Origin of the sequence: Acinetobacter celticus, from assembly GCF_001707755.1 — a bacterium.
Lineage (GTDB): Bacteria > Pseudomonadota > Gammaproteobacteria > Pseudomonadales > Moraxellaceae > Acinetobacter > Acinetobacter celticus.
Window position 1 is genome coordinate 138482 of sequence record NZ_MBDL01000011.1, and the last position, 12457, is coordinate 150938.

Consider the following 12457-nt stretch of genomic DNA (forward strand, 5'->3'; position numbering starts at 1 on the left):
GTTTTTTTATTGGTTTTTCGCAAAAAATTGAATTCGCTTAAACTTGCCTGAGTTGAATTTCTGGAAAGGCGAACCCCTGACAAGACAGCTCTGAGCGCCATGCAACAGTCAACATTACATGTGCCAACTGAAAGTTTTGATACGCAAAAGTACCAATATTCGGATGGCTACACATACCCCCATTTTGTAGCGGGTGTACTTGCGTATCCAACTCATTTAAATTCATTCGGATGCCTAAACCAGAAGCCTTAAGTACAGCTTCTTTGGTGGTCCAAACTTTAAACCAGTGATCTTTGGAATGTTCTAACGCTTTCCAAACCTCTAGCTCATGTGGATGAAAAGCATGACTGGCCAACGCATCAAAACGCACTTTTCGCGCTAAGTCTTCAACATCCACCCCAATATCTTGAAGATGATAACTCATGGCCAAAGCATAATGCTGTTGGCTATGTGAATGATTAAAGGATATGTCAGGCCGCTGTTTTAAAAATGGTTTCCCAAACTCACTCACAGCAATGTCTGTATTACGAACAGATTGCTGTGTAAATTCAGTCAAATAATGATTCCGCTGAATATAAATTTGCTGTTTTTTATACGCCAAATAATGCTGTATATCTGGAAAATCGGATTTGCTTAAAGGTGCGAGCTGAGACAAGGCTTGCACATAAACTTGAATATTTCTTGCTTTAGACATTCTGTTCTCAGCTCAGTTCTACATGTTTTACACACGCTTAGAACTTAACAATATCACCTTTTAGCGCTACACCCGCTACTGCTGTGCCTTTCGCACATTGGTATGTTGTGGTGCTACGTGTTTCATTCGATTTGTAGAAGCTCACCAAGTTTGTTACGGCATTGGCACCATTAGCTTTGGCTGTATTTTGGAATTGAATTAATGCTGAACGTAAAACATGATCACAAGCACTTTCAGCAGACTTTGCAAAACCATTGGTCTTTTTATTGGTCACTAAACCTTTTTGAATAACCTTGCCACCTGACTTGGTTCCTGCCAAATAAAATTTCACCGAACCATCTAGCGTCCCATCTGCCACGGCACGATCTACTGCTTCTTTAAAATTGAAGTCGTGCATTTTATCGGCTGCTTGAACAGTTGCAATCCCACCGAATGCCAGCATGGTTGCTAGACAAATTTTTTGAAGTAACATTGTTATACCCTCATGTAATTAGACACGTTTAAAAATTAAGGAAGTATTAATACCGCCAAAAGCAAAATTATTGCTCATAATGATTTGCGTTTCTACTGAACGCATCTCTGTGACAATATAGTCTAAATCGCCACATGCACTATCAAGTTCAACCAAATTTAAAGTGGGCACCAATTGCTGACGTTGCATCATCTCTATACTTAACCATGCTTCTATTGCGCCACAAGCGCCTAGCGTATGGCCAAAATAGCTTTTTAATGAACTGATCGGCTTTTTACCCAAAATCCGCGCAGTGGCTTGTGATTCGGCAATATCACCCTGATCGGTTGACGTCCCATGTGCATTCACATAATCAATTTCTGTGGCGTCGACTTGTGCATCTTTTAAAGCCAATTGCATACAACGCCCCATCATTTCAGAATCGGGACGTGTCACATGCTGACCATCGGTATTGCTACCATACCCTAAAATTTCAGCATAAATGGTCGCGCCACGGGCTTTCGCATGTTCGTATTCTTCTAAAATTAAACAGCCTGCGCCTTCGCCCACCACCAAACCATCGCGCTGTGCATCAAAAGGACGAGGGGTGCTTTCAGGGTGTTCATTTCGCGTACTGGTGGCCAACAACACATCAAAGACAGCAGAACCTGCGGCACTCAGTTCTTCAGCACCACCTGCAATCATGAGGGTTTGCTTGCCATATTTAATTGCTTCATAAGCTTGGCCAATCGCCATAGAACCTGAGGTACAAGCACTCGATGTCGGTAAAGTTAAGCCTTTAAGGCCAAAATACACCGTCATATTGACTGCACTAGTGTGTGACATCATGCGTATATAAGTCGTTGCATTCAGCTGATTCATATTATTATCAATCAACATTGCGCCAAACTCGCGTACAGCATCGACACTGCCCGCAGATGAACCAAATGCCACGCCCGCTTCACCACTTTTCAGAATATCATCATTAAGCAAACCTGCATTTTCCAAGGCCTTTTCTGCACAAACAACAGACATCAGTGCGACACGTCCCATACCACGGGTAACTTTGCGGTTAAAATGCTTTGGAATTGTAAATGACTCTACAGGCCCACCCAATTTGCTTCGCAGATCGTTATACACCTTCCAATCTGGCATATAGCGAATACCACTTTTGCCCTGTGCAAACTGTTCAAAAATTTGATCGGCCGTTTCCCCTAAAGAGGTAATACCAGACATACCTGTAACGACAACGCGTTTCATCAAATAAGCCCCCCGTTGACCGAAATGACTTGGCGCGTAATATAACTGGCATCATCACTACATAAAAATTTTACGGTTTTTGCTACTTCGTTTACATGCCCCATGCGTTGCATAGGAATCATTTTCAATGCATGTTCTTTAACTTCTTCAGTGACCATTTCCGTTTCAATTAAACCTGGTGCTACGCAGTTTACCGTAATTTTACGTTTTGCTAATTCAAGCGCCAATGCTTTGGTTGCGCCAATTAAACCCGCTTTGGCCGCACTATAATTCACTTGACCGCGGTTACCCATGATCCCAGAAACTGAAGATAACGTGACAATTCGTCCCCCTTTTTTTAGACGGATCATTGGCATCATCACAGGTTTTAATACATTGTAAAAACCATTGAGCGACGTCGAAATCACATCATCCCAATCATCATCCGTTAACGTAGGAAATGCACCATCACGAGTTAAGCCTGCATTTAATACCACGCCATAAAATGCGCCATGTTGTGCCATATCTTGTTCTAAAATGGTGGCTATTTTTTCACGGTCATTGACATCAAACATTAGCACATGACTCGCTTGGCCTAAGGCTTGAATCTCCTGTACCACTTGTTCTGCTTCTTGTTGTCTGGCACGTGCATGTACGGTTACATCAAAACCCGCTTTTGCCAGTTCTAATGCAATGGCCTTACCAATGCCACGACTTGATCCTGTGACTAAAATTCTTCTATTCACCCTAAATTCCCAATATTGCCGTCAAATTCTGCTGGCTCGAAAACACTGAGCATGGCACTAAATGTATGTTCTTGATATTTAATTTCACAATGAAACTGGCCCAAGCCTTCATGCAAATAATACTGTTCTACACGAATACTTACAGTATTACCCAAAGCAAAATAAGCACAAGGTAGTTGCATCTTACGGGTTCCCAATAAAAATCCAACTTTCGGTGCCGCACCTTGTAACTGCCCTTTATGCCCTGCGTAAGCACTCACCGTTTGTGCCATTAATTCAATACTGGCCCATGTCGGTAAACCGTCTGCATCACAAAACATCAGCTCAGGTCTAATGTACAATTCAGCAATAGCAAAAACATCGTTGGCTTCAATTAAATGATCAACAAAAACCATTGGTTTTGCATGCGGGATAAATTGTATCGCATCCATCATGGTAATACTGTTCCAAAAATTAAACTGATATTGCTTCCACCAAATGCAAATGAGTTGCTCATGGCATAACGAATAGGCTGTGCTAAATGGCTATCACGTACATACTGCTGATCTGCCAAAGCATGATCTAATTCACCATTCTGATGTAAGGGCAACCAAGACTGATCCAATAAAATTTGTTGGCAAATGACTGCCTCAATGGCACCCGCCGCACCAAGGCAATGCCCTGTCTTATGTTTAGTACTACTCAACAGTACTTGATAGCCTTCAAAGACTGTTCGCACAGCCTTTATTTCCATTGCATCATTTTGTGCAGTGGCAGTTCCATGCAAATTTAAATAGCCAATATCACAAGCTTTTAACCCTGCGCGATCTAAAGCCTGTTGCATCGCTTTAGCGGCCCCTTGCCCTTCTGGGTGTGGTGCAGAAATGTGCCATGCATCCATTGACTCACCGCTGGACAACAACATCACGGGGGCAGGCGCTTTAGCCAATAAAAATAAGCCTGCTGCTTCGCCAATATTAATGCCATCACGCTGTTCGCCACATGGCCGACAAATACTATTCGATAAACTTTCTAAACTATTAAAACCATTTAAGGTCAGTTGACATAAAGTATCGACACCACCCACCAATACGGCGTCGGCTAAATTGGCATTCAGTAAACGTTGCCCCGCCGCCATTGCTTTGGCACTTGAAGAACAGGCTGTAGAAATAGTATACGCAGCCCCTTCCCAACCCAAATACTGTTGTAATGATTGAGCCAGACACCCCATTTCTTGTTTTTGGTGCTGTACTGGAGTCATTGACTGATGCTGAAAATGGGCTTTTAACACTGGCTCATTGTCCGCAATACCCGAGGTTGATGTCCCTAAAATAATGGCTAACCGCTGAATATCAAATTTTGCGGTGTAGGCTTTAATTTGTGGCTCAATTTGCATTAATGCAGTTAAAGCAAAACGTAAATTACGAGAATCAGCCTGACTTAAACCATTAGGTACCTCAGTGCTAAGCACCTGTTTCGATGCCCCTACCCAGACAGTCTGATCTGCAATTAAATCTGACCGTTCGGACAAGGTGTTTTCTACACCGCTCAAAGCCTGTTGTATCTCGAATGCAGTTGTCCCTAGTGCAGAAAGTGTGGTACTGAATTGAATGCCTACTGCTTGATGAGGCCATTCTGTGTTATTGCTCATTCAGCTCTCCATCATTTTCCAAGGTATTACTTACAGCACTCATCACCATTTGATATGGCACTTGAATATTATTCAATTCAACCATGTTCTCCTGCTGGCGAATATTCAGCACAGGCGTCTGTTGAATATAAATGGTTTGCAACCCCTCTTGCTGTTTTAGAACAGCAATACCCGCCTGTAATTGCACAAAATTGGGATAGGTCGCATACAAAATATCACGCACCACATAGTCAAATGGAAGGTGCTTCATGGACTCAACACGTTGTTCTACAATCACATGTTGACCATCAAAATACAGTTTAAATAATTGTTGCCCTGTCAGACTTAAAGCCACCATTTCTAATTTTTGGCCTTGCTGTTGTTGATACAACAAAAAACTAAAGCCATGGGTTTTCCATTGCACTTCTATCTGGTCTTGTCGCTGATAGTTTTGTGCAACCCAATGTAAAGATACTAAACCTTGTGCCTTTGGAATAAAACTTTGACAGGCACTACAAAGCAATGCACTGGCCAGCAAGGTCGTAATGGCCTTAAAACGAAAGTTATGTAGCATGCTTTACACTGTCTGTTTGCAAATCTTCACGGCAATATTCCGCCAAAGTACTTAAACGCTGTTTGGCATTGCGATGAATTGGATTGGTGGTATCCCATGCATATCCTGCCAATAAAGAGGCTATCATACGGCGAATTTTTTCATCCTGATGTTGTGAAAAAACCACATCTTGAAATTCTCCGGTATACCAAGATTCCACATAGGCACGGAACACTTGAATGCCTTTGCGTAGTGGCTTTTCGTATTGTTCCAGCCAATCTACCGTTTGGCCTTGAAGAACCTGATCGACCAATGGCACCGCTAAACTAGAAGATTTCAACGCAATAGTGACACCCGAAGAAAAGACAGGGTCAAGGAACTCACCTGCATTGCCCAATAGCGCATAGTTAAGGGCAGCCAAATGTTTTACATCGGCAGAATAACCCACTAAAGTCCGCACAGGCGTGTCATGTTTGGCGTTCCTTAAAACATGTGACAAGCTTTCATCATCGGCCAAAATACGTTTTTGTAGAGCTTCTAAATCATAGTCTGGACTGCCGTCATAACCATATTTTTCAAAAAAGTCTTGTTCTGCAACGACACCAAAAGATGAACGACCATCCGCAAAAGGAATTAACCAATACCATGCACGTGGGTCTTTTTCATGTACTGTAATTAGAATTTTTTCACGATCAAATTCAGGATCATCTAAAATACCATCTTCAATATGGGTAAAAACAGCGCGTCGAACTGGAAAGTCGGATGGGCTTTCTAGGTCTAGAAATTTTGGTAAAATTCGGCCAAATCCACTGGCATCTAACAAAAACTCTGCCTGAATTTGATAAATCTCGCCTTGTTCAGTTTTTACGGTCAAGAGTGGTCGTTTAAGCTCAACATCTACAGCAATCACTTCATGACCAAAACGAATCTCTGCACCCATTTTTTCTGTTTGTTGGGCCAAAATATGGTCAAAATTAGCACGACGCACTTGCCATGTTGTTCCCGGCCCATCGCTAAATTTTTGCGTAAAATCATAAAAACTGCGCTGACTGCCTTTCAAAAAGGCCGCACCATTTTTAAACTGAAAGCCATATTCTTCTGCATGTGTACGAACGGTATCCAATAACCCCGCTTCTTCTAAAAACACCATAGATTGTGGTAATAAAGATTCACCAATTGAAAACCGAGGAAAATGTTGTTTTTCAATTATGGTGACTTGATAGCCTTTTTGGCGTAACAGCGCTGCAGCTGAACTACCTGAAGGCCCTGCACCAATAATTAACACATCTGTTTGTTGTATTGTGCTCATTGCACTGTACCCTTTTACTCAGCTCTTTGGCTGATAACGCTGAACCACAACATGTTTTTCATCTGCCGATGTAAACAATGTTGCATAAATAAATGAAAAAATAACACCCAACAATACCGTTAAACCAAAACTGTGAATGGCATGGGTATGACTAAAAGACAGTAAGCCAAATCCAAATAAGGTCGACATCATACATAGAAACAAAGCCATACTCACTACCTGAGGATGATCATGTCCATGGCGGTAAAAAATAGCATAGTCAACGCCAATCCCAATAATGAGGAAGGTGCCCATAATACTGAATAAATTAATTTCGACGCCAAACCATGCCTGAATGGCAAACGTTGTCATTAATGCCATACTCACTGGTAGCACCAAGGCCAAGATGGATTCTTTACCATAGAGTAGCCCCAAGCCAATGGCTAAAATAACCAAAGCACTGAGCAATAGCCATTGTGCATGTTGTCGATGTTGCTTAAATAATTCAGACAACTGATTTACAGGTCGAAGCAACTGAACATTTGAATTTTCTAAATGCTGTACAGCTTGCACATCATGTACGTTTTGCAACATGACCAAACGTTCTGTTGGACTCATTTGCAAAAACGCCAAAGGATGACCTTTAAAAATAGATTCTGTTAATAAAGGCTGATGCGCTAAGTTGCTTTGCCATGCCAAAACTTCAGGTACATTCAATTGCATAGCTTGCGCATATTCAATTAAATTTTTTTGAGGAATACTCTGTAACAAAGCCACATTTTGCTTTTGGTGCTGTAACGGTGGCAACCATTGCCCCAAGGCCTGTACAGAATCTAATTTCCCATCCTTTTGCAAAGCTTCAAGTTGAAGCAATAATTGCTGTTCGTTCTGTGCCAATTGCGCTGGAGTTTTACCCTGTACCACAAAATATTCACTGCTTTGTTGTTGCATAAACCGCGTACGGACGTACATATCTTCCTGTTTCAGTTGTGCATCCATACTTTGTAAATTACGAATATCATCATTACTTTTCAGAAAAAATAAGCTACTGCCTGTAAGCAAAATAATTGATGCAATAAATACATAACGCAAAGTATGACGCGCTTGCATGTAACGACGCGCTTGCCCAATAAAACTTAAGGTTTTAATCGCAGGTTCGGCATTCAATGCAGGTAAGCGAGGCAACAACAGAATACTGGTAATCCATGCAGCAGTCAGTCCCACCATGGAAAAAACAGCAATTTGTCTAAAACCTGGAAAAGGCGTAAAACTCAGTACCACATAAGCCAATAATGTAGTCATTAAGCCCACAAAAAGGCTTGGCAATAACGGCTTTAAAACACTAAAGCCATCTACTTGTCGATGCTGAGACTGCATTGCCATAAAGTAAAAAGAAAAATCGACACAAACGCCAATTAAACTGGCACCAAAAACCAACGTCATTAAATGAATTTCGCCAAAAACCCAATAGGTCACTGCAAAAGCCACAAGACTGCCTGTTCCCACCGCAACCATTTCTGTAAGCATGGGGCGTATAGAACGAAAACCAAACCACACTAATAATAAAATACCGAGGGTGGAACCCACACCAATAGTCGAAATTTCTTCTTGTGCAGAATGTGTCCCAAATTGCGCAAACAACAATGTTCCCGTCCAATGTGGTGTTACTTGTAATTGGCCAAATTGTTGATTCATCTGCTGAATAAAATCAGCTGTTTGCTCTTGATATTCAATATTATACGGGCTGTTGTTTAAGGCCAAAACCACTAACCGTGAAAGACCTTGATCATCGCGAAGCGTGGCATAACCATGTTCTAAACTGATGTCTGCATTATTCTGTAATGCACTTAAACCCATGGCATAACGTGGAAAAAGTAACAATGGGTCTTGTTGTAATAAAGTCGCGGTGATGGGCATACCGGGGCTCATCAATTGCAACATGCCCTGTTCAGTTAAGGACTGATAATCTTTTTGCTCTAACAACTGCCGGTCATTTTTCGCCAATAAACCCGCTTTATGCTGATATAGAACTCGTGCAAATTCTTCATTGTCTAATTGCGGTTTTACCAATTGAAATAGCTGACTTTGATCTGCTGTACTTTTCAGCGCTTGCGTCGCCTGCTCTAATTGCTGCTCATTCTTTGCATCTAGCACCACGAATACTTTGTCATTGAGCTGTTGACTGACATATTGCTGTGCACGTTCCAAATTGGCATCTTGGTGCGTGGCTGGTAGCAATGCAAAAATATTGGTTTGAATCCGAATATCTTTGTTAAACCACGCCATTCCTAAAGCAATGGAAACCACACTCAGGACAATCAGCCAAAGGGCTGTGAACTTATTTTGCCAATTGGAAAAGCGCATTTTCCGCCGCCGTTAAAATTTGAGGTTGTGTGCTGTGTTGGCTAAAGCGAATAGTAGTACGATTATTGGCTTGCTCTTGAATAACAATTCGGTCGACATATTGTTGCCCTTGCGCATCTACACGAACAAACAGTTTTTTAAATAGACTGCTTTTCGGGACAAGTGAAACACTCCATTGTGCAGGCGTATAATTCACCGAAATTACATTGAAATTCTTCGCTAAAGCCGCTTCATTGCCAGACATCAACTGTAAAAACATCGTTGCAACAGAGCCATAAGGCGTTTTGTCGACTTCAATTTGACTCGAAGTTCGTTGCGTTTTTTGTACCAGTTTGCGTGCTGTTACGACTAAATCGGCTTGTACAGGGCTTTGAATTTTCCACAAAACCCCCTGATTTTTACTGAACAGCACCTCACCTTTCGATACATACGTTTTATTTAAAGAGGCCAATTTTTTCTGCTGTTCAAAATTAGCACGTACCACTGGAGTTGAACCCAATTGTGCAAAAACCTGTTTCAGCTCGGTATTTTGTGCATATATTACAGGTGAAAATAATGCCATCGCACCAAATGCACAGAGCATCCATACTTTCACTGATTTTTCGAATTGAATTAACATAGGCTACTCCGCTTTAAATTCAGACCATGCATTTAAACAGTCCAATAAAACTTGAGGAGACTGAAAACACATTTCCCGTGTTTCAATATGCACAGCCACTTGAGAGGTATACCCTTTGGTCAGTCTTTTTGCCGTGGTAGCATCAAAAATTTGATACTCAATTTTAAGACGGTTTTCCCATTCTTTTAAAATTGCTCGCACACGAATTTTTTGTTCAAATTCGATTCCTTGCACATAACGCACATGACTTTCAATCACAGGCCATGCATAACCAGAAGCAAGCATTTGCTTATAGTTATAATGAAATTGATCGAGCAATTTACAACGCGCAATTTCAAAATACTTAAGATAATGCCCGTGCCAAACCACATTCATGGTATCCACATCATGAAATGGCACGTCAATAATTACATCTGCATGCATGGCAAAAGTCCCTTCAAACTAAACAAGAGCGCTATTTAACAGCGCTAAATTTTCTAAACGATCAACCAAAGCCTGTAATTCATTTTGTAAAGGTCGATCTTCCTCCACATAATTGAAGCTTTGAAGTACCCAGTGTTTAAATGCGGTTAATACAGGGCTAAGTTCTGTATCTACGCCCTTTAATTTAACGGCTTGCACACTGGCACAGCTTAGGGCTGCAATCACTTGTTCAGTTAACAAAATCACTCGACTGGCATCACGGGCAGCAATAGTGCCCATACTGACTTTATCTTGATTATGACATTCGGTTGAACGTGAAAAAATAGATGCCGATAAGGTTTGTTTCAGTGCTTCTGCCGTCCATGCTGACACCCCAATTTGTACAGCCTTAAAGCCATGATTCAATGGTAAACGCTCAATACTCGAACCTGTTAAATTACGTGGTAAACCATTATTCATTTTATAATCTACCAATTGTGCCAATTGACGATCCATCAAGTCGGCAATATTGGCGATCATAATTTTTAAGCTGTCCATGGCTTGGGCAATATGCCCACCATAAAAATGACCACCATGAAGCACCCGTAAATTCACAGGATCAATTAAGGGATTGTCATTGCTTGAGTTCAATTCATTTTCAATAAATTGACGCAACCATGTTTTAGAATCTTCAAATACACCAATAATATGTGGCGCACAGCGTAATGAATAGCGGTCTTGCAAGCGTGAACTTTGGTGTTCAGTTTGAACTTGACTATTCAGCCAATCACGTAATTGCGTCGCAATATGCTGTTGCCCCAAATGTGGCTTTTGTGCAAAAAGTACTTCATCAAAATGACTTGGGTTACCTTCTAAGGCCAAAACATTCAATGCGGTAATCAGTGTGCTGGCCAATGAAATCTGCTCGGCTTTTTTATAGTTTAAACATGCAATTGCAGTCATCACTGCCGTGCCGTTCATTAATGCCAAGCCTTCTTTAGGACGTAGCACCAAAGGTTGCATGTCTTTTTCAGCGTATACCTGCGTAATTGGAACGATTTTTCCTTGATAATACACATCACGCTCACCGACTAAAGCGCCCGCAATATAAGATAATGGCGTTAAATCACCACTGGCACCAACCGAACCTTCAGACGGTATTACAGGGATGACATTCTCATTTAACATCCAAGCTAAACGCTCTAATAATGAATGTGATACACCTGAATAGCCTCGTGCCAGTGAGCATAAACGTACAGCCACCACGGCACGTGCTGTAGTTAAATCTAAATTTTGCCCCATGCCACAGCCGTGAAAACGTGACAAATGTAACGGCAACTCATGGACTTGATGTGGCGGAATTTCTACCAGACAAGAATCCCCATAACCCGTAGTGACCCCATAAATTACGCCTTCATCTTGTAATAATTGATCAAGGAAATCTGCACCGCGCTGAATCAATGCATGCCATTCAGCCGAGGCAGGTAAAGCCACTTTTTGTTCTTTTCGCGCTACAGCCACAACATCTTCAATACTGAGCGGTGTTTCCCCAATCGTTAACACAAGACTTATCCTTTATTCCAAAAATTATAAAAATTAAACCATTGATACGGCGCACGTAGACAATGTTGTTCCAATAACGTTACATATTGACGAGTGGTTTGTTGCATCGCTTGCATACGCTCCTGACGCGGGAAATGGAGTTGCGTCGCAATTTGATGAATATACACTTCAAAATCTGCATGCATGCGATAACAAAATACCGCTAGCACAGGTGCTTTTAATAAATTGGCTAAAATCCATGCCCCCTGAGGCCATAATGCAGATTCACCTAAAAATTCTACGGACTGTACGCGACCCGACTGCACAGGCACCCGATCCGCCGCCACAATAATCCACTCACCCTGATCCAATTTTTCTTGCAAGATCAGTGCAGTTTCTATGCCTAACTCATCTACAGAAACTAAATTAACATCTGCATGTTCATTAATTTTTTTTAAAAAGGCATTAAATTTTGTGGCATGTTTCTGATAAACCAAAACATTAATTTTTTGTGGATGTTCCGATTTAATTGCCCGTAACAATTCAATATTTCCAAAATGTGAAACCACAATGACCGCACCTTTTTGATAGTGCGCTCGGAAATGCTCATGTCCATATAATTTTAAATGTTGCTCTGGTATATGACCCAACCAACCTTCAATTTTATCTAAAATACATTCACCGAATTGCATCAAATGGGTATAGCTCTGCCAAAACTGTGGCTCAACTTTAAAAGGAGACTGATCTCCTGCAAATTGATGCAGTTTTTTCAAATACAAAATTGAGGCTTGGCGTGCTGTATTAGAAAATAACCAGTACCACAAAATGACAAAATACAGCACAGCCCTACACAGCCAGCGCCCACCCATACGGTAAAAACCAAGCATGAGCATCAAGGGCAATAGGCCACCGCGCTCTTTAATGGTGCTCCATTTTTGTGTTTTAGGGTC

13 protein-coding genes are annotated in these 12457 nt (G+C 41.4%); all 13 read right to left on the reverse strand.

All coding sequences use genetic code 11. The features are described from left to right. Window positions 1–37: 37 nt before the first annotated feature. Genes BBP83_RS11920 through BBP83_RS11980 form a run of 13 tightly spaced genes read right to left on the reverse strand, consistent with a single transcriptional unit; the run spans window position 38 to window position 12400 of the window. Window positions 38–694 carry a 4'-phosphopantetheinyl transferase family protein gene (locus BBP83_RS11920; RefSeq protein ID WP_068888831.1) on the reverse strand — a complete coding sequence of 219 codons (657 nt, stop codon included), beginning with the start codon at window positions 692–694 and terminating at the stop codon, window positions 38–40. A 37-nt stretch (window positions 695–731) separates the two neighbouring features. Continuing rightward, window positions 732–1166 carry an excinuclease gene (locus BBP83_RS11925; RefSeq protein ID WP_068888833.1) on the reverse strand — a complete coding sequence of 145 codons (435 nt, stop codon included), beginning with the start codon at window positions 1164–1166 and terminating at the stop codon, window positions 732–734. A gap of 18 nt (window positions 1167–1184) precedes the next feature. Further along, the gene (locus tag BBP83_RS11930; RefSeq protein WP_068888835.1) at window positions 1185–2405 is read right to left on the reverse strand and encodes a beta-ketoacyl-ACP synthase; all 1221 of its coding nucleotides are present in this window, start codon (window positions 2403–2405) and stop codon (window positions 1185–1187) included. Beyond that, on the reverse strand, window positions 2405–3130 hold the full coding sequence (locus BBP83_RS11935; protein ID WP_068888837.1) for a 3-ketoacyl-ACP reductase FabG2: 726 nt from the start codon (window positions 3128–3130) through the stop codon (window positions 2405–2407). The genes BBP83_RS11930 and BBP83_RS11935 overlap by 1 nt, the downstream gene beginning before the upstream one ends. Continuing rightward, the gene (locus BBP83_RS11940; RefSeq protein WP_068888839.1) at window positions 3127–3564 is read right to left on the reverse strand and encodes a hotdog family protein; all 438 of its coding nucleotides are present in this window, start codon (window positions 3562–3564) and stop codon (window positions 3127–3129) included. Before BBP83_RS11940 ends, BBP83_RS11935 begins: the two co-directional genes overlap by 4 nt. Next, the gene (locus BBP83_RS11945) at window positions 3561–4760 is read right to left on the reverse strand and encodes a beta-ketoacyl-[acyl-carrier-protein] synthase family protein (protein WP_068888841.1); all 1200 of its coding nucleotides are present in this window, start codon (window positions 4758–4760) and stop codon (window positions 3561–3563) included. The genes BBP83_RS11940 and BBP83_RS11945 overlap by 4 nt, the downstream gene beginning before the upstream one ends. After that, window positions 4750–5313 carry a DUF3261 domain-containing protein gene (locus BBP83_RS11950; protein WP_068888843.1) on the reverse strand — a complete coding sequence of 188 codons (564 nt, stop codon included), beginning with the start codon at window positions 5311–5313 and terminating at the stop codon, window positions 4750–4752. Before BBP83_RS11950 ends, BBP83_RS11945 begins: the two co-directional genes overlap by 11 nt. Beyond that, window positions 5303–6601, reverse strand: a complete 1299-nt coding sequence (locus BBP83_RS11955) for an NAD(P)/FAD-dependent oxidoreductase (RefSeq protein ID WP_068888845.1) — start codon at window positions 6599–6601, stop codon at window positions 5303–5305. Before BBP83_RS11955 ends, BBP83_RS11950 begins: the two co-directional genes overlap by 11 nt. A gap of 18 nt (window positions 6602–6619) precedes the next feature. Then, window positions 6620–8944 carry an MMPL family transporter gene (locus tag BBP83_RS11960; RefSeq protein ID WP_068888847.1) on the reverse strand — a complete coding sequence of 775 codons (2325 nt, stop codon included), beginning with the start codon at window positions 8942–8944 and terminating at the stop codon, window positions 6620–6622. Further along, the gene (locus BBP83_RS11965; protein WP_078055445.1) at window positions 8919–9506 is read right to left on the reverse strand and encodes an outer membrane lipoprotein carrier protein LolA; all 588 of its coding nucleotides are present in this window, start codon (window positions 9504–9506) and stop codon (window positions 8919–8921) included. Before BBP83_RS11965 ends, BBP83_RS11960 begins: the two co-directional genes overlap by 26 nt. A 60-nt stretch (window positions 9507–9566) precedes the next feature. Further along, window positions 9567–9986, reverse strand: coding sequence for an acyl-CoA thioesterase (locus tag BBP83_RS11970; RefSeq protein WP_068888851.1), 420 nt, complete (start codon window positions 9984–9986; stop codon window positions 9567–9569). Window positions 9987–10004: 18 nt separating this feature from the next. Then, entirely contained in the window at window positions 10005–11528 is a 1524-nt protein-coding gene (locus BBP83_RS11975; RefSeq protein ID WP_068888853.1) for an HAL/PAL/TAL family ammonia-lyase, read from the reverse strand. A gap of 5 nt (window positions 11529–11533) precedes the next feature. Then, window positions 11534–12400, reverse strand: coding sequence for a lysophospholipid acyltransferase family protein (locus BBP83_RS11980; RefSeq protein WP_078055446.1), 867 nt, complete (start codon window positions 12398–12400; stop codon window positions 11534–11536). Between the last annotated feature and the right edge of the window lie 57 nt (window positions 12401–12457).